General features: G+C 71.1%; 21 protein-coding genes, 1 tRNA gene and 1 riboswitch. Of the genes, 10 read left to right on the top strand and 12 right to left on the bottom strand.

Features of this window, described 5'->3' with window-relative positions; all coding sequences use genetic code 11:
- Positions 1-111 precede the first annotated feature (111 nt).
- From BMW62_RS22270 to BMW62_RS19515, 3 genes are all read left to right on the top strand, one after another.
- Positions 112-1,092 carry a hypothetical protein gene (locus BMW62_RS22270; protein WP_139206319.1) on the top strand — a complete coding sequence of 327 codons (981 nt, stop codon included), beginning with the start codon at positions 112-114 and terminating at the stop codon, positions 1,090-1,092.
- A 326-nt stretch (positions 1,093-1,418) separates the two neighbouring features.
- The gene (locus BMW62_RS19510; protein WP_091934584.1) at positions 1,419-2,099 is read left to right on the top strand and encodes a recombinase family protein; all 681 of its coding nucleotides are present in this window, start codon (positions 1,419-1,421) and stop codon (positions 2,097-2,099) included.
- A gap of 233 nt (positions 2,100-2,332) precedes the next feature.
- Complete coding sequence (locus BMW62_RS19515; RefSeq protein ID WP_211435202.1) at positions 2,333-3,556, top strand: DNA cytosine methyltransferase; 1,224 nt, start codon at positions 2,333-2,335, stop codon at positions 3,554-3,556.
- Here BMW62_RS19515 and BMW62_RS19520 read toward each other — a convergent pair.
- From BMW62_RS19520 to BMW62_RS19535, 4 genes are all read right to left on the bottom strand, one after another.
- A complete protein-coding gene (locus BMW62_RS19520) occupies positions 3,532-4,347 on the bottom strand; it encodes a hypothetical protein (RefSeq protein ID WP_091934586.1) in 816 nt (271 codons plus the stop codon). The genes BMW62_RS19515 and BMW62_RS19520 overlap by 25 nt on opposite strands.
- The gene (locus BMW62_RS23625; protein WP_091934589.1) at positions 4,344-4,619 is read right to left on the bottom strand and encodes a helix-turn-helix domain-containing protein; all 276 of its coding nucleotides are present in this window, start codon (positions 4,617-4,619) and stop codon (positions 4,344-4,346) included. The genes BMW62_RS19520 and BMW62_RS23625 overlap by 4 nt, the downstream gene beginning before the upstream one ends.
- Positions 4,620-4,896: 277 nt before the next feature.
- Positions 4,897-6,621 carry an AIPR family protein gene (locus tag BMW62_RS19530; protein ID WP_091934592.1) on the bottom strand — a complete coding sequence of 575 codons (1,725 nt, stop codon included), beginning with the start codon at positions 6,619-6,621 and terminating at the stop codon, positions 4,897-4,899.
- A gap of 148 nt (positions 6,622-6,769) precedes the next feature.
- Positions 6,770-6,843: transfer RNA gene (locus BMW62_RS19535), tRNA-Ile, on the bottom strand.
- Between the two features lie 169 nt (positions 6,844-7,012).
- Positions 7,013-7,143, top strand: a riboswitch (cyclic di-AMP (ydaO/yuaA leader).
- 24 nt (positions 7,144-7,167) lie between these two features.
- Between BMW62_RS19535 and BMW62_RS19540 the strand changes: the two genes are divergently transcribed.
- On the top strand, positions 7,168-8,382 hold the full coding sequence (locus BMW62_RS19540) for a peptidoglycan DD-metalloendopeptidase family protein (protein ID WP_244524167.1): 1,215 nt from the start codon (positions 7,168-7,170) through the stop codon (positions 8,380-8,382).
- A gap of 35 nt (positions 8,383-8,417) precedes the next feature.
- Positions 8,418-9,086: a TVP38/TMEM64 family protein gene (locus BMW62_RS19545; RefSeq protein WP_170852473.1), complete on the top strand. Its 669-nt coding sequence runs from the start codon at positions 8,418-8,420 to the stop codon at positions 9,084-9,086.
- A gap of 7 nt (positions 9,087-9,093) precedes the next feature.
- On the opposite strand, the gene BMW62_RS19550 is transcribed toward BMW62_RS19545, so the two are convergent.
- Positions 9,094-9,987 (bottom strand): maleylpyruvate isomerase N-terminal domain-containing protein, encoded by an 894-nt coding sequence (locus BMW62_RS19550; protein ID WP_091934597.1) that lies wholly within the window; start codon positions 9,985-9,987, stop codon positions 9,094-9,096.
- Between the two features lie 208 nt (positions 9,988-10,195).
- On the opposite strand from BMW62_RS19550, the gene BMW62_RS19555 reads away from it, so the two are divergent.
- The gene (locus BMW62_RS19555) at positions 10,196-11,248 is read left to right on the top strand and encodes a GGDEF domain-containing protein (protein WP_091934600.1); all 1,053 of its coding nucleotides are present in this window, start codon (positions 10,196-10,198) and stop codon (positions 11,246-11,248) included.
- A 445-nt stretch (positions 11,249-11,693) separates the two neighbouring features.
- The gene (locus BMW62_RS19560; protein WP_091934603.1) at positions 11,694-12,194 is read left to right on the top strand and encodes a DUF3145 domain-containing protein; all 501 of its coding nucleotides are present in this window, start codon (positions 11,694-11,696) and stop codon (positions 12,192-12,194) included.
- 290 nt (positions 12,195-12,484) lie between these two features.
- On the opposite strand, the gene BMW62_RS19565 is transcribed toward BMW62_RS19560, so the two are convergent.
- The 6 genes from BMW62_RS19565 to BMW62_RS19590 form a co-directional block, all read right to left on the bottom strand.
- On the bottom strand, positions 12,485-13,897 hold the full coding sequence (locus BMW62_RS19565; RefSeq protein WP_091934606.1) for an acyl-CoA carboxylase subunit beta: 1,413 nt from the start codon (positions 13,895-13,897) through the stop codon (positions 12,485-12,487).
- Positions 13,898-13,976: 79 nt separating this feature from the next.
- The gene (locus BMW62_RS19570) at positions 13,977-15,218 is read right to left on the bottom strand and encodes a beta-ketoacyl-[acyl-carrier-protein] synthase family protein (protein ID WP_091934611.1); all 1,242 of its coding nucleotides are present in this window, start codon (positions 15,216-15,218) and stop codon (positions 13,977-13,979) included.
- A gap of 134 nt (positions 15,219-15,352) precedes the next feature.
- The gene (locus BMW62_RS19575; RefSeq protein ID WP_091934614.1) at positions 15,353-15,595 is read right to left on the bottom strand and encodes an acyl carrier protein; all 243 of its coding nucleotides are present in this window, start codon (positions 15,593-15,595) and stop codon (positions 15,353-15,355) included.
- A 113-nt stretch (positions 15,596-15,708) separates the two neighbouring features.
- Positions 15,709-16,677, bottom strand: a complete 969-nt coding sequence (locus BMW62_RS19580; RefSeq protein ID WP_091934617.1) for a beta-ketoacyl-ACP synthase III — start codon at positions 16,675-16,677, stop codon at positions 15,709-15,711.
- Positions 16,674-17,876, bottom strand: a complete 1,203-nt coding sequence (locus BMW62_RS19585; protein WP_091934620.1) for an acyltransferase domain-containing protein — start codon at positions 17,874-17,876, stop codon at positions 16,674-16,676. The genes BMW62_RS19580 and BMW62_RS19585 overlap by 4 nt, the downstream gene beginning before the upstream one ends.
- 145 nt (positions 17,877-18,021) lie before the next feature.
- Positions 18,022-19,200, bottom strand: coding sequence for a PucR family transcriptional regulator (locus tag BMW62_RS19590; protein ID WP_091934623.1), 1,179 nt, complete (start codon positions 19,198-19,200; stop codon positions 18,022-18,024).
- Between the two features lie 44 nt (positions 19,201-19,244).
- On the opposite strand from BMW62_RS19590, the gene BMW62_RS19595 reads away from it, so the two are divergent.
- Positions 19,245-19,826 (top strand): pirin family protein, encoded by a 582-nt coding sequence (locus tag BMW62_RS19595; protein ID WP_091934626.1) that lies wholly within the window; start codon positions 19,245-19,247, stop codon positions 19,824-19,826.
- Between the two features lie 45 nt (positions 19,827-19,871).
- Positions 19,872-21,077, top strand: coding sequence for a M20 metallopeptidase family protein (locus BMW62_RS19600; protein WP_091934629.1), 1,206 nt, complete (start codon positions 19,872-19,874; stop codon positions 21,075-21,077).
- A gap of 117 nt (positions 21,078-21,194) precedes the next feature.
- Here BMW62_RS19600 and BMW62_RS19605 read toward each other — a convergent pair whose 3' ends face one another.
- Positions 21,195-22,223: a LacI family DNA-binding transcriptional regulator gene (locus BMW62_RS19605; protein ID WP_091934633.1), complete on the bottom strand. Its 1,029-nt coding sequence runs from the start codon at positions 22,221-22,223 to the stop codon at positions 21,195-21,197.
- A gap of 213 nt (positions 22,224-22,436) precedes the next feature.
- Between BMW62_RS19605 and BMW62_RS19610 the strand changes: the two genes are divergently transcribed.
- Positions 22,437-23,834 (top strand): GH1 family beta-glucosidase, encoded by a 1,398-nt coding sequence (locus tag BMW62_RS19610; RefSeq protein WP_091934636.1) that lies wholly within the window; start codon positions 22,437-22,439, stop codon positions 23,832-23,834.
- Positions 23,835-23,888 lie beyond the last annotated feature (54 nt).

Raw genomic sequence — 23,888 nt, forward strand, 5'->3', positions numbered from 1 at the left:
CCTGCATTCCTGCTCAACAATGCAAAGGCTGCTTGCACTCCGTCCGCGTAACCCCTTAGCGTCAGACCGGCGATCCACTAAGCGGCATGCGGCGACGAGGCAAGTGAGTAGATGAACGACAGCAAGAACGTGACAGGCATGAGGGTTCATGTGCTTTGGGACATTAGGGATGCAGTTGGCCTGAACCGCAACGAAAAGCTCTTCCTGTTCATAATCGAGTCGCGGGGTGTGTACCGTCGCTCAAAGGAGAACTCCAAGGCCGAAATGGGCATGGGGATCGAGCTGTGGAGGAAGACCAGAGATTCATTGCTGTCCCGAGACCTGTTGCTTAGTAAGCCAGTCAGGGAGCAGCCTACTCATTACCGAGTCAATGCCGACGTCTTAGCGACCTATGTCCCCGTGCGAGAAGAAGTCGATCAGGACGACGAATCTGGCTGGCTGACGTTGGCGGATCGTGAGTCCGTAACGGTTTCCCGGGCAGGCGAGTCGGTAGAACAGACCCCCTCTAGCGGCAGATCGGACTCCCCCAGGGGCGCTCGACAAGAAGAGGGTGCGGCGGAACCTACCCCAAAGGTAAACAAGAAGAAGAACAAGAAGGGGAACGTAGAAGGAGAACGCAAAGAAGACGCTCCCGCCCCTGGCGGGTCGGGACTGAGCCAGGAGTCATTGTCTTCGGATGGTCTTTCTCTTTCTCTGGATGTTCCTGAATCGATAGACTCAGAAGCCTCCGTGCCCGTCGCTATCGCTCCTGGCCCGTCAGCTTCCCCTAACCTAATCAAGTCTTCCTCTGGTTCTTCTAACCTGTTAGAGAGTTTGCCGACTAATGCTCTTCGGACACCCGCAGGGGGGCCGGCCGCTGGGGTAAGAGGCGCTGCGGATCAGAGCCCGTACACGGAACTAGAGATTCAGATGAGAATGCGGGCAATCCGCATGAGCCACGAGAACTACAGGGGTTGGAAGGAGGATCCTCTAAGGAGGTATGCGATTGCTTCCCTGGATGCAATACGGAAGGCGAAGACGGAAGATGGCCCGGTATCTCGGTGGCCACTGCCCGAATCGTCGGCAACGGAAGCCGATAGCGTCGAGTGGTAAGTGCTCTCTAGGCCTCTCAGTTGTCGCTGGACGGGACAGTAAAGCGTACCGAGGGCAGGTTTCGGTCCGAGCATAATTTGGCCCAAGTGAAGGGTGTGGCGGAGAAGTATGAGCGGCGCCGTTCTAGGTAGTCCGGTACACGTCTGCGGACAAGGACGGATGACGCTGGTCCTTATTGCAGTTTGATAACAAATTGCCAGCTCCCCAAGTTGAACTTTCGCGTTTCGGAGTCGGATACAGGGAGCAAGCGGACCCCGCTTCACTCAATAGTGCGCCCATAGACCTCGCTGGTTGTACAAAACGACCGTTTTGTTTAGGGTCTTCTCATGGGTAAGCGCACTAGCAGTCGGGTTCTGGCCTACGTTCGCGTATCGACGGACGAGCAGCGGGCTTCTGGCTTGGGTCTTGCTGATCAGCGCGCAGTCATTGAGGCAGCCGCCATCCAGCGCGGATGGCTGGACGTCGAGTTCGTCAGCGATGAAGGCGTAAGTGCTAAGAATCTCTCGCGTCCCGGCATCGCATGGGCCCTTGAACAGCTCGCGACTGGGGAAGCTGGGGTTTTGGTCGTCAGCAAGTTGGATCGGCTGAGCCGGTCGCTCCTTGACTTCGCAAATTTGATGGACACGGCCAGGCGGCAGGGTTGGGAACTGGTGGCCCTGGACTTGGCGATCGATACATCAACCCCGAGCGGTGCCCTTATGGCAAATGTAATGGCCAGCTTTGCCGAGTTCGAACGGCGGCTGATCGGTCAGCGTACTTCGGCGGCGCTGCAAGCCAAGAAGGTTGCTGGCGCCCGGCTTGGACGCCCCCGTGCGCTTGCCCCAGCGATCAGGGAGCGGATCGTTGCCGAGCGCAATGCGGGCGGCACGCTCACGGGTATCGCCAACCGGCTGAACGCCGACGGCATACCGACTGCTCGTGGTGGCCGCGCATGGCTGCCCGCCACGGTTGCGGCTGTTCTCCGGTCCGCCGCTCTCGATCGGGAGGCTCTGGCGCGTTCCAGCTAGTACGCCTGCCTCCGGCACCCCCGTGGCGTCATGGGGGCCGGCTCCCGTCGGGGTGATCAGGCTAGTGAGGGCCATCACGAGCTGTGGATAACCAGGGCCCACGGAGGATGCCTCTGGGACGCTAGGTGCGGCTGGCACGGCCAGGCAGGGAGGCACCCTCCGACACGACACGCAACCCCGGTTCCTGTCGGCGGCGGTGGCTAGCCTCGCTGGCGAGACGAACCGGAGGCACCTTGTCGACCAACTACCTGGGCGCCGTCGCTGACCTGTTCTCAGGCGGCGGGGGCATGAGCTACGGCTTCGCGGCGCACCCTGCATTCGCGATGGTGGCCGCCGCTGACGCGGAGATCGGGAAGCCGAGCACGGGCGCCGGGGCTATCGGATGCAACGCAACGTATGAGGCCAACATGAAGGTCACACCCCAGGCGGTGGACCTCGGCCTAACGAGCCCGACAGACGTCGTTGAAGCCTGGAAGCTCGATGCCACCGACCCACTGTCGGTCCTGCTTGCGTGCCCACCCTGCACGGGCTTCTCGCGGGCGATTGCAAAGAACAGTACGGAGGACGATCCTCGCAACAGCCTGATTGCTCATGCGGCTGACTATGCCGACTTGCTTTCGCCGTCCGTCATGTTGATGGAGAACGTTCCGCAACTCTTGAACGGTCGCTTCAACAGTCACTTCCTGGCCCTGCGAAAGAACCTTACCGGGCTCGGATACCAAGTTCACGCCAGTGTTCACCGTCTTCGCGAGTTCGGCTTGGCTCAGCAGCGGGAGCGCGCGGTCGTTATTGCCGTAAAGAAGGACCTCCAGATGCGTACATTGGAAGACCTCTGGGAGGGCTTCGGAGTGTCACCGGCGGCTACGACAGTTCGGCGAGCAATTAGCGACCTACCCGCCATCCTGTCGGGGGAGACGCATCCAAGCGACCCCTCCCACACGAGCACGCATCTCGAAGGTGCGTCCCTAGAGCGGATACAGGCTATTCCACATAACGGCGGAAGCTGGCCGGACCTGTTGGCGGATGAAGGGAAACATCGTCACTTGATCCCGTCGATGTGGCGAGCTGTCGAAAAGGGGCGACTGAATAGCTACTGCGACATCTACGGGCGATTGTCGTGGGACAAGCCTGCCCCGACAATCAAGCGGGAATGTTCACATGTGGGCAACGGGCGATACGCGCACCCTGAACAGGACAGGCAGTGCAGCGTGCGAGAACTCGGCCTCTTGCAAGGGTTCCCGATCGACTACAAGTTCGTCGGAACCAGTCGAAAGAACCTGTACCGGCAGATCGGGGATGCCGTCCCGCCGCTCATCTCTCACCAGCTTGCCTGGGTGGCCTCTTGGATCCTCACTGGTGAGAAGCCAGACCTCGCCAGCACAATCCTCGCCGGCACGAACCTGACGAGTGCGGATATTGTCCGCAAGCCTCATCAGGCCTCGATCGCGTTCTGCTGAGCCTCCTGAGCCCGATCCACCTGCACGAGCCATCGACCGTGGACGCGCGCAGAATCCCTTTGGTACCAAAGGCGGATCTTCTCGACACTGGAATCAAGAAGCATCCGAAAGATCCTTTTGCCGTCTGAGCCTGAGAAGTTCGCCCCAAAGCTGATCGAGGATCCCTGCTTCTCGAAATCCGCTGGGCGGGCCGTCGTAAAGGCGCGAACAAGAAGGTCCTTGGGCACTTCCACTAGTTCATAGAGGTAGGCGCCAGGTCTGGCAAACGCTCGAAGTACGAGAATGCGGTCGTAGTCCCGCATGTGCTGAGGAAGACGTAGGCGCACCTCCCGGGCGCATTGGGCGGGGGTGTTGGACTCCCTGACCCAACGGGCCTCCATCAGCTTCTCAATCCGAATCATGTTCGGACTAATGCCTTTGGCGGCCTCGGTCTTTAGGGACCAACGCATGTCAGCTTCCCGAATGTCCCACGATTCGTCACCCGGAGAAGGGTTCATCTGGGCTGGCCGGCCCGAGGCGATCAGGCAGGTCTTGAAGAGATACTCAAACGATTTCTTGTTCAGGGGTTCTTCGTGCTGGGCATGATGAAGAGTGAGCAAGTTAGACATTGCCTCGATGAACGTAACGCTAGCCAGATCACTGCCGTCAGTATCCGAGACATCGACAGGTACGCGCATGGCCTCAGCCATCGACGCGAGGATGTTCAACTGCGTCTCAGTGAGGCCCGTCAGATCGATGTCGCCCGCATTGGCGAATCGATCAGGTGCTGGGTCCCTGCTGTCCGGGCTCATTCCGCAGGCCCCCGAGAGGCTTGTTCCCGTCGTGCGGTTGAGCTGTGAAAGAAGTCCGCTGGGTCGACCGCGAGGGCCTGGGCCAATACCCGTATATTGACTAAGGCGATGTTTCGACGACCCTGTTCGACGGATGAGACGTATGTCGGGTCAAGATCAGCGGCGTTCGCCAACTCCATCTGTGACCATCCGCGAACCTTCCTCAGTTCCCGCAGGCGGGTGCCGAATTCGACTTGCCACTGTTGCGCTTCCGGTGCTCTGGTCCACGACATGTTCTGATCGACGGTTCCAGTGACCGGACTTCAAGCCGAGGGACTATGAGTCAAGTTCCGCTACGCTCTCTGCGGCTCCACCGGTTAGACCGGGGCCGGCGCGGCGGCGGTGGCGGGGGCGGAGGCCCGGAGTGCCTGGTGCGAGGCCTGGCAGCTCGCCACCATGGTCTGCTGAGCTCGACCGAGGCATTGGCTGTCTGCCAGTAGTCGTCTCAGATGCGAAACACGCACGACTGTCACCCGTGCTCCGAGACCGGGGGCGACAGTCGCTAAACCTTTAGCTGTGCGTGACTTGCTTCGAGAACGAGGAGTATATCGGCTGATTGATAGTCGCTGTCGCCACTAGGACGGCCCGGAAATTGTTGATGGCGCTGTCGACTGCAACCCTGTTGCGCAACGCTCCTGGGACTATCAAAGGCGCGCTCAGCTGGGTGGGGGCTAGAGCGAGGACCGCCTGTAGCACCGGCTGCCATTCGGCGATTGCTTCCGCGACGGACAAGCGCTTCTTGAAGCTCACGGAGTAGCGGTCTGGGATGGCGACTCCAAGAACTGTCTCGCAGACTGCTCCCACCGCTGCTACCGCCAGAAAGGTCGACCCACGAAGCCCGAACCAAGCGGCAAGGTCCTTATCGCTCTGTGTTTGAGAGCCGATGGGCTTGGCGCCCAAGGCCAACTTTTGTTGCTCCACGGCCCGCAGGAGGCTGTAGGCGAATAGGATGTGCTTAGCAGTCGTTCGTTCGGGGAAGACCTCGCTGTAGATGGAATCTGTTTCCCAGATCTGCCCCTTTGCGTGGTACGCGACATCGGGACGACCGTGGAAGGCGGCTAGCGCCTGCGCCGCCACAGTTGCGGAAAGCTGATTCTCCCCAGGGCGACGGATCACATCCTCTGCGCCGCCTCTGCGTCCGCCGTTGTAGCCCACTACCCCGAGGCTTGTGAATTCGCTAACAAGGCGGGCTTGGACGCGGTCGTTGCTACGGAAGTCGGATGCCTGGGTGGGATTCTGCCTGTTGTTGTAGCGAATAATCTCCTGGACGGTGGTCGGATCGTCACACTTGATGAATCGGGCAAGTAGGCGACCGTTCGCCACCGCACTGGCGGGAACTGAGCCGATTGCCCCGGTGGTCTGGGCGCCATTGACAATTGCTAGCCCCCGTACGGTGAGTGTTGTCCCATCCTCGCTTGGGTCCACGGAGTGCACAAGTGCCGTGATGCCGTTGTTGTAGGCCCAGAACTGCTTGGGCTCTTCCTTCGCGGTTTGCTGGATACCGTTGTTGATGTTCGTCTGCGAACGCTGAGAGCCTAGATATCCCCTAATGTTGGCTGAGAACAGGCGCTCCTTGTACACCGAGTACTGGTGATGAAGCCAAGATGCTGGGATGCTGGTGCAAACGGCAGTCCAATCTTCTCCTTCTTCTCCGAACGATCCAGAGACGGGAATCTCAAAGCTGTCGGTGACGAGAATCGGGGTGCGGGAACCTTCGTATCGGTCCGTCAGGGTTTGTTCACCGACCTCCCTAGCGACGATGTTGACGTCGTCAGTGTCGTATCGGCTCTTAGTGAGTCGGTATGCAGCCTTTGCGACAGCATCAAGTTCCGCCGCAATCGTGGATGACTCGGGGAGGTTGTGGACGAACCAAATCTCAACTTCTTTGATGGCCCCGTCGGTGAAGGCCTCGTGGACTTCCTTCCAGGCGCTCCTGAGCCTCGCTGGTACATCTTCTGCGGTCTCGGCACCAAGGAGCCAATTGACGGCCTGGTGAAGGCTGCTCGCCTTACTCTCCGGCGCATGCGGCTTTGCCACGGTCGCTTCATAGCCCTGAGCGATGACCATGCTGCCCGCATCCCGGTCGACATAGACGAGGTCGCACGACTTATCGTCGGGGCCATCGGTGAGCGCTGTGGCGGCGACCGAGGCGATGTCTTCCAAGTCTCGGCTCAACTGCAACGCGAAAAGAGTCCGCTTCGCCGCCTTGAACTGGTCAAGGTCGACGCGTTCCACGAGTGCTGCTTCAAGTGCTTCGGACAAGGCGATCGACGTCCCTCGGTTCCCGGAATGTCCCAACTTGGGCCGTCAGTGCGGCGGCATCAAGCTCTCGATACACTCTCTACCTCGATGAAGCCAGCAAGGTAGTGAGTGCGGTTGCAGGTGGGGCGGGTGGGGCTCGAACCCACGACCCAGGGATTATGAGTCCCATGCTCTGACCGGCTGAGCTACCGCCCCGGACCTACCAGCCTGCCAGAAGCCTCCGCGGAACCCGCCTCGCGGCTCGGTGTTCGAGTGGCGGACCAAGAAGGTTCGTTACCACCCTGTGACATATCCAGGTTTCGCTTGTACCGTCTCTCGCGGCCCACCCGATCCCGCTCCCGAACCCGGGGGCTCGGGCGGGCCCCGCCGAACTCTGCGGTCTGACCGCCGCGGGGACCGGGGACCCAAGTTTCTGGGGTGAATCCCGCCTGCGCCTCCACGGGCAGGCAGGTAGGGCACGTTCCGGCCCGAACCCGTCAGCTGACCTGGTAGGCGGACCGAGGAACGGAGACAGTCGCCTTGGCGACCACGCACCACCTGAAGGGCCTCCTGCGGCGCCCACGCCGCGCCGCCGGCCGGGCGACCATCGCCCTCACCGCACTGCTGTCGCTGTCCCTGCTCGGCACGCCGGTCTCGTCGGCGGCACCGAGCGCAGCGCAGAGCGAGCACGACCGCGTCGCCGCCGAGGTCCAGAGCATCGAGCAGCGGGTCCGCGAGGCCGAGGAGCTGCTGCAGCAGATGACGCTGCGGGCCGAGGAGGCCAGCGGCGCCGTGCTGGCCGCGCAGGCCGAGCTCGACCGTGCCCGGCAGCACGCCGACGCGATCGCCGCCGAGCTCGCCGCCGTCCGGGAGGCCGTCGGACGCACCCAGGACGACGTCGCCACCCTGGGCCGGGAGGCCTACATGGGCAGCGACGAGGCGTTCACCGAGATCGAGATGGTGCTGCACGCCGAAGGCCCGGGGGAGCTGCTGCAGCAGGCGGCGACGCTGGACCTGCTCGGGGAGGACCGCGCCCGGGTGCTCGAGGAGCTGCGGGTCGTCGAGGCGCGCGAGGCGCGGCTCGACCGCGAGGCCAAGGCGGCCGTCGCCGAGCGCGACGCCGCCGCGCGCAAGGCCGAGGAGGCCCAGACGGAGGCCGACAGCCTCCTCGTCGAGGCGCAGGCCGAGTTCGACGCCCTGACGGCGGAGAAGGCGAGCCTCGACCAGCAGCTGCGCGACGCCGAGATCCGGCTGCTCGAGGTGAAGGGCGCCGAGGACGCCGCCCGCGCGTACGACGAGGCGCAGGCGGCCGAGCAGGCGCTCATGACGGTGGCCGCCGCCCCGGGTGGCAGCGGCGCTGCGTTGACCCAGGGCCGGGTCACCTCCTGCTACGGCGCGCGCTGGGGCACGATGCACCTCGGTGTGGACATCGCCGCGCCGATCGGCACCCCGATCTACACCCCCGAGCCGGGCGTCGTGCTGCAGGCCGGTCCGGCCAGCGGCTTCGGGCTCGCCGTCGCGATCCAGCACCCCGACGGGATCATCACCGTCTACGGCCACGTGAACCAGTTCTTCGTGTCGCCGGGCCAGGTGGTCAGCGGCGGGCAGCAGATCGCCGAGGTCGGCAACCGCGGCCAGTCCACCGGGCCGCACCTCCACTTCGAGACGCACCGGGGCGGCCTCTACGCCGACCGGGCCAACCCGGTCTCGTGGCTGGCCCAGCGCGGCATCTCCCTGGGCGGCAGCTGCAGCTGACCGGTGCGGCGCGTCGCCTCGGGCAGTATCGGGGCGTGCGGACGGCGGTGGACAGGGTCTGGCTGCGGGCAACGGTGCTCGGCGCCCTGCTGCTCGGTGGCGGGGTCGCGGCGCTGACGCTGGACCTGCCGTCGGGGGACCACCTGCGGGCGGTCGTGGACGGGGCCGGGGCCGTCGCCTGGCCCCTGCTGGTGGGCGCGGTGGCGCTCGTGCTGCTGGCGCCGGTGCCGCGGTCGGTGGTCTCGGCCCTCGTCGGCGCGGTGCTCGGCTTCGCCGCGGGGCTCGCCGTGGCCTTCGCCGGCGGGATGCTCGCTGCCGTCGTCGCCTTCGGGCTCGCCCGCGCGCTGGGGCGGCCGGCCGTCGCCCGGCTGGTCGGGTCGCGCCTGGACCGGCTGGCCGGCGGCCGCACCTTCGTCGCGGTGCTCGTGAGCCGGCTGGTGCCGGTCGTGCCCTTCGTCGCCGTCAACTACGGGGCCGGCCTCGCGGGCGTGCGGCCGGCGCCCTTCGCCGCAGCCACGGCCGTGGGGCTGGTCCCCAGCACGCTGGTGCAGGTGGGTCTGGGCGCCTCGGCCGGCGTGCTGTTCGCCCACCTGGACGCCTCCGTCGTCGTCCCGGGCCTGGTGGCGGGCCTCGCCGTGCTCGCCGTCGGCATGGCGTGGTGGTACCGGGGCCGGACGGCGCGGCTGGCCCGCGGGGGTGTCTAGCCCATGCCTAGCCCCGGCCGAACAGCCGGCCGAGCACGCCGCCGGCCCCACCGACGGTGCGGGCGGCCAGCTGCAGGATCGGCCCGCCCGGGATGCCCGGTACCTGCTGCACGATCGGCGCCAGCTGCAGCAGGCCCGGCACGTCGTGGACCTTCAGCTTGCGGCGCGCTGCCGCGGGGACGGGGTTGACCCGCCCCGACGCGGCGTCGAGCAGCAGGTCGGCGGCGGCCTCGACGGCCGGCCCCTCGACGACCCCGGCGGGGACCCGGCGCACCTGCCAGCCGCTCGCGTCGGAGGTGAACCCCCAGCCGCCGTCGGGGGTGACCAGGCTGACCCGCCCGGAGATGCCGCTCGAGGCCGCCAGCGCACCCGTGACGTCGGTCAGCGCGGCCACTCCGGACTGCAGCACGGCGGCGGGTGGGGGTTCCGCCCCGCAGGAGACCAGGTCCAGGCCGTGGACGGCGAGCTCGTACGCCTGGCCCAGGACGACGCTGAGCAGCGGCACCCGGCCGACGACGGAGACCGCCGGCGCGGTGTCGAGCTCCACGGGCTCGTCGGCCAGGTAGCGGGCGGTCGCCTCGCGGTTGCGGCGCAGCCCGGCCAGCACCTCCTCGCGGGAGGTGTCGCGGTGGGCGGCGACGACGCGGGCGTTCACCGCATCCGGGTCCGGCGGCGTCCCGGTCGCGCCGGTGCGCGCCGAGGCGATGAGGTCGTGCAGGGCCGCGTGGTCGTCCCAGCAGCCCAGGTGCACGCAGATCTCGTGCGCCCGCCATCCCGGCAGCCGCGAGGAGCGGTCGAGGTCCACGGACTCCGCCTGCGCCAGGAACGCGTCCCACGCCTCCAGCACCATCCCGGCGACGGCGTCCCGTCCCGCCTCGGCCATCCCCTGGTGTGCACCCACGCGGGTGGCCCTACCCGGAGGCCCGGCGGGGCAGGCATCACCTCGCGTGGCACCGGTAACCCGCAGGGGTGAGCACGGCGTCAAGCAGCGGCCGGGCGGGACCGATCGCCACCCTGTGAGTGACGCATCGGCGCATGACCGCCGAGCCGGGAGCTCTCCGGCCTCCGGAGCGCGGCCGCGGTCGGCCGCGACCGCGGCGCTGACCCGCGTGCGGTCCGGGCTGTACCGGCCGCTGGCCGGCGACGACGCCCGCGTCGCCTTCTGGATCCGGCACGTGCGGATCGGCGTGCTGGTCACCGAGCTGTCGGCGCTCGCCGTCGCCGCATACGCGCTGCTGACCGACGGTCCCGTCGCCGCCCGCCTCGGCCTCGTCGGCCTGGCCGCCGGCATCGCCGTGGCCGTCCCCGCGACGCTGCTGCTCCCGCTGCGCGCCATGATGCGCGACTGGCGCGGCCCCACCCTCTTCTACGGCTGGACGCTCGCGACCATCGTCGTGGTCGTCGTCGCCACGCGCCTGGACGGCGGCGCCGCCAGCCCCCTGGACGCGCTGCTCTTCCTCACCCTGACCTACACGGCGGTCGCGTACTCGCCGGCCGGGGTGGTCGCCATGGGCAGCGTCATGACGGCGGCGTACCTGTTCTGCATCGAACTGCCGGGGCTCACCACCAACGGCATGTTCTTCCTGGCCGTCATGGGGGTGTTCACGATCGTCTGCGCGATGGCGTCGGCCAACTCCTGGGCCGCCTACGACCGGCAGATGCTCCTGATCCGCACGCAGGAGGTGCTGGCCTCCACCGATCCGCTCACCGGCATCCCGAACCGGCGGCTGTTCCTCGAGCGGGTCTCCCGCGCGGTGGAGGCCGCAGCGTGGGGTCACCAGTCGGTGGTCTGCCTCGTCGATCTCGACGGCTTCAAGGCCGTCAACGACGCCGACGGCCACGCGGCCGGGGACGCGCTGCTCACCGCGGTCGGGGCGGCCCTGGGCGGTGCCGTCCGCGAGACCGATACCGTGGCGCGGCTCGGCGGCGACGAGTTCGCCGTGCTGGCCGACGTGACCGCCGGGTACTCGGCCGCGCTGCTGGCCGACCGGTTGCGCTCCGCCGTCGCGGTCACCGGGGCGCGCTTCGGCGTCACCGCCAGCGTGGGCCTGGCCGAGGTCGAGACCGGCGACGACGTCGAGGACCTGATGCACCGGGCCGACGTCTCGATGTACCGGGCGAAGAGCACCGGCGGCGACCGGGTGGGCGTGCTCGACTCCTGACCCCAAGCTGTCGACACCGCGTGGCCCGTGGATCACGCAGCGTGAACCGCCTGTCGGCCGGACGTGCTGGTCGTGCGCTGCGACGGGAGCCGTCGGGCTCCGCAGCGCGACTACTCAGCGTGACCGACCGTCCCCGCGGCTCGGCCGGTTCCGGATCGATCCCGACCGGCGCGGCGCCCGCTGAGCGTGCGCACCTGTGAATACGCTGACACCGCTGGACGTGGTCGGTAACAGATGGTATTGGCCGCTGACCAGCAACAAGGCGCTGCGCGCGTGCTCGGTCGCCACATTCGCCCCAGGAGTCGCAGCCGGGCTGGCGCGATGGGGTCACCATCGTGCAAACTTGTCGCGGGAGCCCTGCTCCGCCACTGCCGATGACGGCGCGTCACCGAATCGATGGGTCCGTAGGGGAAGACGAGACCGATCGAGTCGATGGAGGTGCCCGGTGCAGCGACGGTCAACCCAGGGTGTCGTCTTCGTGCACTCGTGCCCGAAGGCGCTCTGCCAGCACGTCGAGTGGGCGCTGGAACGCGTCGTCGGCGCGCCGGTCTCCCTGTCGTGGGCTGAGCAGCCCGCGGCGCACGGTGCCTACCGTGCCGAAGTGGCGTGGACGGGTTCGCCCGGCACCGGCGCCAAGCTCGTCGCTGCGCTGCGCGCGTGGCCGATGCTGCGCTTCGAGGTCACCGAGGAAGCCAGCCACGGCAACGACGGCGAGCGCATGTCCTACGTGCCCGGGCACGGTGTGTTCCGCGCGCCCACCAGCGCCAACGGCGACCTCATCGTCACCGAGCAGCAGCTGCGGCACCTGGCCGCCACGGCGACGTCGATCGAAGCCTTCCGGCACGGTGTGGACGAGCTGCTGGGCGCCGCGTGGGACGCCGACCTGGAGGTCTACCGGCATGCCGGCGACGGCAGCCCGGTGACCTGGCTGCACCAGGTGGTCTGAAGGTCACGATCGGGGCACGACACTCCCGGCCTGGTCGGGGAGCCGTCGTAGCCTGGAGCGGGCCGTCCGGGCGCCGTCGGGGAAGCGGCGCCGGGACGGCCTTTCCACGTCGCGCGGCCGTGCCGCCGCAGCGATACCCCTGAGGCGGACATCTCAGGGCCCGGGATGTCCGCCCCAGGGGCATCGCCGTCGGAGCAAGGCCGCCGCCCGGCCGCAGGGTCGCCCTTCCACCCACATGAGGTGCTGGATCGGCCCCCCGCCGCCCGCGAGCGGTGGGAGGCACGGATCGTTCAGAGCGGGATGTTGCCGTGGGCCCCGCGACCGTGCGGAGCCGCGGCGAGCGCCTCGACGAGCCGCTGCCGGGTGCGCACCGGCTCGACCACCTCGTCGACGACGCCGATCTGCAGCGCGCGGTTGACCCCGCCGGCGATCCGCTCGTGCTCCTCGGCGAGCTGGGCGTGCAGCGCCTCGCGCTCGCCGGGAGGTGCGGCGGCCAGCTTCTTGCGGTGCAGGATGCCGACGGCCGCCTTGGCGCCCATGACGGCGACCTCGGCGCCGGGCCACGCGAACACCGCGGTCGCGCCCAGGGAGCGGGAGTTCATGGCGATGTAGGCGCCGCCGTAGGACTTGCGCGTCACCAGCGTCACGCGCGGGACCACCGCCTCGGCGAAGGCGTGCAGGAGCTTGGCGCCCCGGCGCACGACGCCGTCCCACTCCTGGCCGACGCCGGGCAGGTAGCCGGGCACGTCCACCAGCACCACCAGGGGGACGCCGAAGGCGTCGCACATGCGCACGAACCGCGCCGCCTTCTCCGCGGACGCGGAGTCCAGGCAGCCGCCGAGGCGGAGCGGGTTGTTCGCGATGACGCCGACGGTCCGCCCGGCCAGCCGGCCCAGGGTGGTGACGACGTTCGGCGCGAACCGCGGGTGCAGCTCGAGCCCGGGTTCGTCGAGGAGCGAGGAGACCAGCGGCTTCACGTCGTAGGCCCGGTTGGTCTGCTCGGGCAGCAGCGCCCCCAGGTCGGTGCCCGCTCCGTCGCCGGCCGGGCCGAAGCTGCCCTGGGCCGCGAGCAGGTCCACGGCCAGCCGCGCCGTTTCCAGCGCCGCAGGCTCGGAGTCGGTCACGACGTGCACGACGCCGCTGCGCCGTCCGTGGGTGTCGGGCCCGCCCAGGCTCTCCATGTCGACGTTCTCACCGGTGACCGAGCGGACCACCTCCGGCCCGGTCACGAACACCCGGCCGGCCGGCCCCATGATCACCAGGTCGGTCAGTGCCGGGCCGTAGGCCGCACCGCCGGCGGCCGGGCCGAGGACCACGGAGATCTGCGGGATGCGACCGGACGCCCGGACCATGGCCGCGAAGACCTCGCCGACGGCGTGCAGCGCGGTGACGCCCTCGGCCAGGCGGGCCCCGCCGGAGTGCCAGATGCCGATGACCGGCACCCGCTCGCGCAGGGCGGCGTCGATCGCGTCGACGATGTGCCGGCAGCCGTCGATGCCCATCGCGCCGCCCATCACCGTGGCGTCGGTGCAGAAGGCGATGGCGGGGCTGCCGGACACCGTGCCGCGGGCGGCCAGCACCCCGGAGGTGTCGCGGATGCCCAGCTGCTGCATCGAGCCCGCGTCGAAGAACCGCCGCAGTCGGTCCTCCGGGTCGCGGGGGTCGGGCGCGGTCACGGCGGGCGCGGCCTGGACTGTCGTCACGGGTACCTCCGGGGCTCATGGCCGCGCTGCAGGGTGCCGCCGCGAGCGCGCGAGCGGCGGGGGGCAGCGGGGTCCGTCATCAGGCGGTGGTGAACACGAGCGCGATGTTGTGCCCGCCGAAACCGAACGAGTCGTTGACCGCCGCGGTGAGCTGCACCTTGCGCGGCTCGCGGCGCACGATGTCGAGGGCCTGGACGGCGGCGTCGTCGTCGGGGTCGTCGAGGTTCGCCGTCGCCGGCACGACCTGCTCGCGCAGCGCCAGGATGGTGAACACCGACTCCAGCGCCCCGGCGGCACCGAGCAGGTGACCGGTCTGGCTCTTGGTGGCGCTGACCAGCGCGTGCTCGCCCAGCGACGAGCGGATCGCGGCGGCCTCGGCGGTGTCGCCGACCGGGGTCGAGGTCGCGTGGGCGTTGACGTGCCCGATGTCGGCGGGGGAGAGCCCGGCGTCGCGCAGCGCGGCGGTGATCGCCCGGCCGGCGCCCTCACCCTCCGGGTGCGGGGCGACCAGGTCGTAGCCGTCGGCGGTCGCGCCGGCGCCGGCCAGCCGGGCGTGCACCCGGGCACCCCGGGCGGCGGCGGAGTCGGCGCGCTCCAGGACCAGCGCGGCCGCGCCCTCGCCGAGCACGAACCCGTCGCGGCCCTTGTCGAACGGGCGGGAGGCGCGCTCGGGCTCGTCGTTGCGGGTGGACATGGCGCGCATGGCGGCGAACCCGGCCATGGGCAGCGGGTGGACGCACGCCTCGGCGCCGCCGACGAGCACGACGTCGGCGCGGTCGAAGCGGAGCAGGTCCAGGCCCCAGCGGATCGCCTCGGCGCCGGAGGCGCAGGCGCTCACCGGTGCGTGCACGCCGCCCCTGGCCCCGATGGCCAGGCCGACAGCGGCGGCGGGGCCGTTGGGCATGAGCATCGGGATGGTGAAGGGTGAGACCCGCTTGGGGCCCTTCTGCTCGAGCACGTCGTCCTGCCCGAGCAGCGTGAGTGCGCCGCCGATCCCGGTGCCGAAGACGACCGCGATCCGCTCGGGGGCCACGCCGGCGTCCGCGGCGCCGGACTCCGCCCAGGCCTGCTCGGCGGCGATGACCGCCACCTGCTGGCTGCGGTCCAGGCGCCGGGCGCGCACCCGGTCGAGCTGCTCCATCGGGTCGGCGGCCAGGCGGGCGACCAGCTGCGCCGGGAACTCCTGCACCCAGTCCTCGGTGATCCGGCTGACGCCCGAGCGGCCGGCGAGCAAGGCGTCCCAGGTACCGGCCACGTCCCCGCCGAGGGGCGTGGTGGCCCCGAGGCCGGTGACGACGACGTCGGTGGTGGACGGGCTCATGGGATCTCTCCTCGTGCGGACGACGGCCCGAAGGCCGGATCGGGGTCGGGTCCCGCCGACGGTCGGCCGGCGGGACCCGGCCCCCTGCAGGGCCCCGTCCCGAGCGTGCGAGGGGTGGGGGGCAGGGGGTGTTTCTACTGGTTGCTCTCGATGAAGCTGATGGCGTCGCCGACGGTCTTGATGTTGGCGAGCTGGTCGTCGGGGATGGCGACGCCGAACTTGTCCTCGACGGCGGTCGCGATCTCGACCATCGACAGGGAGTCGACGTCGAGGTCCTCGGTGAAGGACTTCTCCGGAGTGGCGTCGGCGGGGGTCACGCCCGCCACCTCCTCCAGGATCTCGGCGAGTCCGGCCTGGATCTCCTGGGTGCTGGCCAACGCGGGGTCCTCTCTCTCGGATGGGACGGCGACCCCGGGCGGGGGCGCCGTCGACGTCCGGGACGGGTGTCCCGGGGATCTGGGGGGAGCGGTGGGGCTCCCGGCCGGGCGGCTCACGGCAGCACGACGACCTGCCCGGCGAAGGTCAGGCCCGCCCCGTACCCGAGCAGGAGGGCGACGTCACCGCTCTTCGCCTCGCCGCTCTCCAGCAGGGCGGCCAGGGCCAGCGGGACCGAGGCCGAGGAGGTGTTGCCCGCGCGCACGATGTCGCGGGCGATGACGGTCCGCTCGGGCAGCTTCAGCCGCTTGGCCATCAGCTCGATGATCCGCAGATTGGCCTGGTGCGGCGCGAAGACGTCGATGTCCTCGGGCCCGACGCCGGCGCGCCGCATGGCCTCGACCAGGGTGTCGGTGAGCTTCGTCGTCGCCCACCGGTACACCGCCTGGCCGGCCATGCTCATGCCGGTCTCGTCCGGGGGGATGGCGATCGCCTCGTGCAGGTCGCCGTCGCTGCCCCAGACCGCCGGGCCGATGGCCGGCTCGTCGGACGCGGTGACGACCGCGGCGCCGGCGCCGTCGGCGAAGATCACCGCCGTCGTCCGGTCCTGGAAGTTCACGTAGTCGGTGAGCCGCTCGCCGCCGATGACCAGGGCGTTGCGGGCGGTGCCACTGCGGATCGCGTCGGCCGCCGCGCTCAGCGCGTAGCACCAGCCCGCGCAGCCGGCGTTGAGGTCGAAGGCGCCGGGGCGGGGGACCCCGAGCTGGTGGGCGATCCGCGGGGCGAGGCCCGGGATCGCCTTCGGCGGGCTGGTGGTCGCCAGGAGCACCAGGTCGATCTCGCTCGCGTCCAGGCCGCTGGCCGCCAGCGCCTTCCCGCCCGCCGCGACCGACATCTCCACCAGCGTCTCGTCGGGTTCGGCCCACCGGCGCTCGGCGATGCCGACCCGCGCCTGGATCCACTCGTCGTTGGTCTCCATGCGCTGGGCGAGGTCGTCGTTGGTCACCCGCTGCCGGGGGCGGTAGCTGCCGAACCCGAGGATCCGTGCGCCCGGGGCTCCCGGGTCGAGCTTCAGCGTGGTCACGCGGTCACCTCCGGGTAGAGCCGGGCGATGGGATCGCCCGCGTCGACGAGATCGCCGTCGTGCACCAGCCACTCGGCCAGCACGCCGTCGTAGCCGGCGGAGACGTTGACCTCCTCCCGGCGGCCGCGGATGCAGCCGAGCGGGGTGCCGGCGGGGAGGTGGGTGCCCTCGGCGATCTCCGCGGGGCTGACCGTCCCGCGGGCCGGGGCGACGACCATGCGCCAGTCGGGCAGGTGCTCGGCCTCGCTGCGGCCGCGCTCGGCCGCGATCAGCTCGCGGGCGCGGTCCAGGTCGGCGGGCGCGCTGACGGCCAGCACCTCGATGCCCGCGCCCTTCCACTCGCGCTTGGCCAGCCCGGCGAGGGCCCCCGCCGGCGGCAGCTCGAGGACGGCGGTGACGCCCAGCTCGCGCATCGTGGCCAGGCACGAGTCGAAGCGCACCGGGCTGGTGACCTGGCTGACCAGGCGGGCCAGGACCTCGGTGCCGGAGTCGACGGCCGCGCCGTCGGCGTTGGAGAGCAGCAGCCGGCTCGGGTCGGCGGGGCGCAGGCCGCCCACCAGGCCCTCGAGCTCCTCGCGGGCCGGGGCCATGAAGCCGGTGTGGAACGCGCCGGCCACCGGCAGCGGCATGATCCGCGCCTTGGCCGGCGGCTCCGCCTTCAGTGCGGCCAGCCCGTCGAGGGGGCCGGCGGCGACGACCTGCCCGGCGCCGTTCATGTTGGCCGGGGTGAGCCCGTGCCGCTCCAGGGCGGCGAGCACCTCGTCGGGGTCGCCGCCCAGGACGGCGGACATGCCGGTGGGCGTCCGGGCGCAGGCGGCGGCCATGGCCCGGCCGCGGACGGCGGTCAGCGCGATCGCCGCCTCGATGCTGAGCACGCCGGCGAGCGCCGCGGCGGTGAGCTCGCCCACGCTGTGCCCGGTGATCACGACGTCGCGCCCGGTGTGCGGGGTGTGCGCCACCGGGCCCGGCAGCCCGCCGAGCTCGCGGGCGACGAACAGGCTCATCGCGACCACCAGCGGCTGGGTGACCGCGGTGTCCTTGATCGCCTCGGCGTCCCCGGTCGTGCCGAGGGACAGCAGGTCGGCGCCGGCGATGGCGCCGGCCCAGCGGAAGAAGGGTTCGGCGCCCGGGAGGTCGAGCCAGTCGGTCAGCATCCCGGGCTTCTGCGCACCCTGACCCGGGGCGAGGACGGCGAGCACCTGTTCACCGTGCCAGTGATCACCGGTCCCGCGCGCGGCGACCGGGCACGAAAGCACACCGCTGATCTTTGTGGGATTCCCACAAAACACGCGGGCGTTCGGTGCCTCGGAGCGGCGAGCCGTGGTGGGAACCGGACGTCCGGGACTAGTGCCAGAGCGATCGGTCGCGGTCCAGCGCGGCCAGCGCGAGAGCCACCTGGAGCGTCCAGCTGCCCCGCGGATCGGTCGCCGACAGGCCGGTCAGCTCCGCCGCGCGGCGCAGCCGGTACCGCACGGTGTTGGGGTGCACGAAGATGGCCCGGGCGCTCGCCTCGAGGTTGCCGCCGGTGCTCAGCACGGCCCGCACGGTCTCCAGCACGCCGCCACCGGCCGAGCGCAGGGGCGCGGCGACCTGCTCGTGCAGCGCGGTCCGGGCCAGCGGGTCGCCGGCGAGCGCGCGCTCGGCCAGCAGGGCGTCGGCGGTGACGGGGCGCGGCGCCTCCGGCCACGCGCCCGCCGCGCGCAGCCCGGCGAGCGCCGCCGCGGCGGAGACGGCGGCGCGCCCCAGCCCGTCCACGACCGGGCCGGTGACCACCGGGCCCTGGCCGCACTCGTCCGCCACCCGCTCGGCCGCGGCCTCGAGGTCGCCGGTGCCGCCCAGGACGACCACCAGCTGGTCGGCGTGCACCCCGACCAGCACGTCGCAGTTCAGGCTGCGGGCGGCGCGGCGCACGGCCCCGTGCGGGTCGTCGACCGCGGTCGGCGTCGCCCCGACCACGACCAGCGCCGGGGTGCCGGCGGCCCAGCCCAGCGCGGCGGCCCGGCCGGAGAGCTCATCCGAGCGCTCGCCGCGCACCAGCGCGTCGACGACCAGGGCCTCCAGCCGGGCGTCCCAGGCCCCCCGGCTCTCCGCGAAGCTCGCGTAGACGTGCGCGGTGGCGAAGGCGACCTCGCGGCTGAACTGCAGCACGGCCAGCCGCAGCGTCTCCTCGTCCCCGGGCTCGGCGACGGAGGTGACGCGCTCCTCCATCACCTCGACGGTGACCTTGATCAGGTCGACGGTCTGCTTGAGGGCGACCGCCCGGACCAGCTCGCGGGGCGCCGCGCCGAACACCTCGCCGGTGAGCCGCGGGGGTCGCCCGGGGCTGCGGCACCACTCGACGAGGGAGGCGATCCCCGCCTGGGCGACGAGGGTGACCCAGGAGCGCTGGTCGGCCGGCATGGCCCGGAACCAGGGCAGGTCGTCGTCCATGCGGGCGACGGCCTGCGTGGCCAACGACCCCGACGCGCGCTCCAGCCGCCGGAGCGTCGCGTCGCTCGGCGGGTGGTTGCTCACCCGGCTCACCGGGTCAGCGTGTCACGCCCACCGGGATCGGGGAGAGTGAGGCCGTGGACGTTCCCCCGGTCGGTGCCCCCGCGGAGGGGGCGGAGGGCCCGGCTTCGCGGGTGGTGCTCGCCCCCGACGACGGCTCGCTGGGCCCGCTGCTGCGGATCGCCGACGACCGGCTCGGGCCCGGCGAGGGCTACGGCCGGCACGACCACCGCGCCGTCGACGTCGTCGCCGTCGTGCTGGCCGGGGGGCTGCAGCACCGGTGGGGGCGCGGTGCCGACCTCGCCGCCGGCGACGTCGCGGTGTTGCGCGCCGGGGCGGGGCTGACCCACGACGAGGTGGCCGGCGACCGGGGGGCGCGGGTGCTGCAGTGCTACCTGCGCAGCGCCGCCCCCGCGGAGCCGGCCGCGCACGCGGTGCACCGGTCGGCCGCCGGCTGGGTGGACCTCGGGCGACCGGACACGCGGCTGTGGGTGGGGCACGCGGAGCCGGGGGAGGAGGTCGTGCCGCCCGCCGGGCTGGTGCTGGTCGCCGGCGACGACGGCGTGCGGCCGCACGACGGGGGTGCGGTGCGCACCGGCGGCGCGGCCACCGTGCTGGTCTGGCAGCTCGACGCCGGCCGGCCGAGCTGGGCGTGCTGACCGGGCGACGGGCGCGATCCCGGTCCCGTGGGTGAGAGTGGGGGCATGCCGATCAGCTCCTCCGACGTGCTCGCCGCCGCGTACTCCGACGCCGACCGCACCATCGAGCTGCGCCGGCGGCTGCACCGGCACCCGGAGGTGGGGCTGCACCTGCCGAGGACGCAGGCGGCGGTGCTGGAGGCCTTCGCCGAGCTGCCGCTGGAGGTGACCACCGGCACCTCGACCAGCTCGGTCGTCGGCGTGCTGCGCGGCGCCCGGCCGGGGCCGACCTTCCTGCTCCGCGGCGACATGGACGCCCTGCCCGTGCAGGAGGACAGCGCCCTGCCGTTCGCCTCCGAGGTGCCCGGGGTGATGCACGCCTGCGGGCACGACACCCACGTGGCGATGCTGGTCGGCGCGGCGCGGTTGCTCGCGGCCCGCCGGGAGGAGCTGGCCGGCCAGGTCGTCTTCATGGTGCAGCCGGGGGAGGAGGGCTTCCACGGCGCCCGGTACATGCTGGAGGAGGGGCTGCTCGACGCCGTCCCCGAGGCGCCGGTGAGCGGTGCATTCGCGCTGCACGTCTCCTCGACGATGCCGAGCGGCACGGTGAACCTCCGGCCGGGTCCGGTGATGGCCGCGGCCGACCAGTGGCGCATGACGCTCCGCGGGCGCGGGGGGCACGCCTCCGAGCCGCACGCGGCGGCCGACCCGATCCCGGTCGCGGCCGAGATCGTGCTGGCCCTGCAGGCGATGGTCACCCGCCGCGTCGACGTCTTCGACCCCGCCGTCGTGACCGTCGCGCACATCGAGGCGGGCAGCACGAACAACGTCATCCCCGACACCGCCTTCCTGGAGGGGACGATCCGGACCCTCTCCGCGGAGCGGCGGGCCGACGTCGTGGCCTCGGTCCAGCGGATCGCCACCCACGTCGCGGCCGCGCACGAGATGGCGCTGCACTGGGAGCACATCGAGGGCTACCCGGTGACCATGAACGACCCCGGCATGGCCGCCCGCGTGCTGACGACGGCGGCCGAGCTGCTGGGCCCGGAGGCGGCCGTGCTGATGCCGGCGCCGTTGATGGGTGCCGAGGACTTCTCCTACGTCCTCCAGCGGGTCCCCGGTGTGATGGCGTGGCTCGGCGCCCGCCCGCACGGCGTGGACCCCGCCACGGCTCCGCCCAACCACTCCAACCTGGTCGTGTTCGACGAGGAGCCGCTGCCGGCCGGCGTCGCTCTCTACGCGCAGATGGCGCTGCAGGCCCTCTCGGGCTGACGCTCCGCCGGGGTCCGCAGAGGCATAGGAAGCTATCCATGCGTCCTGCGGCTCGAAAGCGGGTGCATAGCTTCCTATGCCCCCGGGGCGGCAGGGGCGAGGCGCGTGCCCAGGGGGTCAGGCCGAGGCGCGGCGGACCAGTGCGGTGCCGCAGAGGCGGGCCTCGACCGCCGACCCGCCCGACCCGATCTGCTCGAGCAGCAGGTCGACCAGCGCGCCGGTCATCTCCTCCAGCGGCTGGGCCACGGTGGTGAGCGGCGGGTCGCAGGACGCCGCCACCTCGGCGTCGTCGAAGCCGACCACCGCGACGTCGTCCGGCACGCGCCGGCCGGCGGCACGCAGGACGCGCAGCGCGCCGACCGCCATGGGGTCGGAGGCGACGAAGACGGCGTCGAGGTCGGGGACCTCGCTCAGCAGCCGCGCCATGGCCCGGGAGCCGCCGGCCTCGGTGAAGTCGCCCTCCGCGACCAGCTCCGGCCGGGCCGGCGCCCCGGCGGCGGCCAGGGCGGCCCGGTACCCGGTGAGCCGGTCGAGGCCCGCCACCATGTCGAGCGGACCGGCGACCGTGCCGATCCGGGAGCGCCCCAGCTGCAGCAGGTGGGTGGTGGCGGCCTCGGCCCCGCCGACGTTGTCGGCGTCGACGTAGGGCACCGCCCGGCCGTCGAAGGGGCGCCCCGAGAGCACCAGCGGCACGGGGGAGCGGGCGAGCAGGTCGGGCAGCAGGTCGTCGCGGTGCAGCGAGATGAGGATGACGCCGTCGACGTGCCCCTGCTGCACGTACCGGGCGACCTTCTCCTGCTCCCGGCCGCCCCGGGCGGCCAGCAGGACCAGGTTCAGCTCGGTGTCGGCCAGCCGGGCGGAGAGCCCGCGGACGATGCGGGCGAAGAAGGGGTCGGCGAAGATCTGGGTGTTCGACTCCGAGAGCACCAGGGCGATCGTGTCGGTGCGCCGGGTGACGAGGCTGCGGGCCATCCGGTTCGGCACGTAGCGCAGCGCCTCCACCGCGGCGTGCACCGCGTCCCGCGCCGCCGGGCTGACGCGCGGCGAGTCGTTGATGACCCGCGAGACCGTGGCGCGGGAGACCCCGGCGAGCGCGGCCACCTGCTCCAGCGTGGGCGTCGGAGGGCGCGCACCGGTGGTCGTCATGGCAGCTCCTCGGCGGTGACGGGCGGCGACCGCACGGGGCCACCGGGTGGTCACGGTAGTGCGCCAGCGGCGGCCGCACGAGATGTCCGCAGGGCGCGGGAGCACCGGGCGAGGCGTTCGGGCGCCGGGTGTGAGAGCGTTCTCACCGCGTCGAGCGCGCACCTCGCCGACCGGCGCCCCGGACCGACCGACCCGCCAAGGAGCAGCGCGCCCATGTCCTCGACCGACATTCGTCCGGAGCTCGCCGGAGGGCTCACCTTCCCGCCCGGGTTCTTCTTCGGCGCCGCCACGGCCGCCTACCAGATCGAGGGCGCCGTCGACGCCGACGGCCGGGGGCCCTCCATCTGGGACACCTTCAGCCACACCCCCGGCCGCACGTTCCGGGGCGACACCGGCGACGTCGCCGTGGAGCACTACACCCGGTACCCCGAGGACGTCGCGCTGATGGAGGAGCTGGGCCTCTCGGCCTACCGGTTCTCCGTGGCCTGGCCGCGGGTGCTGCCCGAGGGGGGCGGACGCGTGGAGCAGCGGGGCCTCGACTTCTACCGCCGCCTGGTCGACGAGCTGCTGGAGCGGGGCGTGGACCCGTGGCTGACGCTCTACCACTGGGACCTGCCCCAGGCGCTGCAGGACCGCGGCGGCTGGACCGACCGGGACACCTCGGCCCGCTTCGCCGACTACGCCGGCATCGTCCACGACGCGCTCGGTGACCGGGTGCGGCACTGGTCGACGCTCAACGAGCCGATGGTGAGCGCGCTCCTCGGCCACCAGTCGGGCGCGCACGCGCCGGGCGTCCGCGATGCCGCCTCGGCCTCGCGGGCGGTGCACCACCTGCTGCTCGGGCACGGCCTGGCCACCCGGGTGCTGCGCGACAAGGGCGCCGACCACCTGGGCATCACGCTCAACTTCACGCCGATGTCCCCGGCGAGCGACCGGCCCGAGGACCTGGACGCCGCCCGGCGGCTCGACGGGCAGCAGAACCGGATGTTCCTGCTGCCGGTCGCCGGCGGCGCCTACCCCGAGGACGTCGTCGCCGACCTGGCCGCCGCCGGCGCGCCCCTGCCGGTGGAGGACGGCGACCTCGAGGCGATCGGCGCGCCGCTGGACTGGCTCGGCGTCAACTACTACTTCGAGCAGACGGTGCGCGCGGGTGCCCGGCCCGACGACATGCCGCCCACCTCGTTCATCGGCGGGGAGGACGTCGTCGAGCTGGACCCCGAGGGCGTCACGACGACGATGGGCTGGGGCGTGAGCCCGGAGGCGTTCACCCGGCTGCTGCGGTGGATCGGGGAGCAGGCCCCCGGCCTGCCGCTGGTCATCACCGAGAACGGCTCGGCGTGGGACGACGAGGTCTCGCCCGACGGTGCCGTGCACGACCCCGAGCGGACCGACTTCCTGCTGCGGCACCTCGCGGCGCTGCGCACCGCCATGGACGACGGCGTCGACGTCCGCGGCTACTTCGCCTGGTCGCTGCTGGACAACTACGAGTGGGCCCGGGGCTACGCCCAGCGGTTCGGCCTCGTGCACGTGGACTACGAGACCCAGCGCCGCACGGTCAAGGACAGCGGCCGGGTCTACGCCGACCTCATCCGCCGCCACCGCGAGCACTGAGAACTGGCAGCGGGGCCCTCGACGGGCCCCGCTGCCGGCTCCCTCGCAGGGGCC

It is taken from the genome of Blastococcus sp. DSM 46786 (assembly GCF_900109665.1).
Lineage (GTDB): Bacteria > Actinomycetota > Actinomycetes > Mycobacteriales > Geodermatophilaceae > Blastococcus > Blastococcus carthaginiensis.

Coding starts and splice junctions, on each gene's coding strand:
- BMW62_RS22270 (WP_139206319.1), top strand. CDS start 112: ATGAACGACAGCAAGAACGTGACAGGCATGAGGGTTCATGTGCTTTGG.
- BMW62_RS19510 (WP_091934584.1), top strand. CDS start 1,419: ATGGGTAAGCGCACTAGCAGTCGGGTTCTGGCCTACGTTCGCGTATCG.
- BMW62_RS19520 (WP_091934586.1), bottom strand. CDS start 4,347: ATGAGCCCGGACAGCAGGGACCCAGCACCTGATCGATTCGCCAATGCG.
- BMW62_RS23625 (WP_091934589.1), bottom strand. CDS start 4,619: ATGTCGTGGACCAGAGCACCGGAAGCGCAACAGTGGCAAGTCGAATTC.
- BMW62_RS19570 (WP_091934611.1), bottom strand. CDS start 15,218: ATGAGCCCGTCCACCACCGACGTCGTCGTCACCGGCCTCGGGGCCACC.
- BMW62_RS19600 (WP_091934629.1), top strand. CDS start 19,872: ATGCCGATCAGCTCCTCCGACGTGCTCGCCGCCGCGTACTCCGACGCC.
- BMW62_RS19605 (WP_091934633.1), bottom strand. CDS start 22,223: ATGACGACCACCGGTGCGCGCCCTCCGACGCCCACGCTGGAGCAGGTG.
- BMW62_RS19610 (WP_091934636.1), top strand. CDS start 22,437: ATGTCCTCGACCGACATTCGTCCGGAGCTCGCCGGAGGGCTCACCTTC.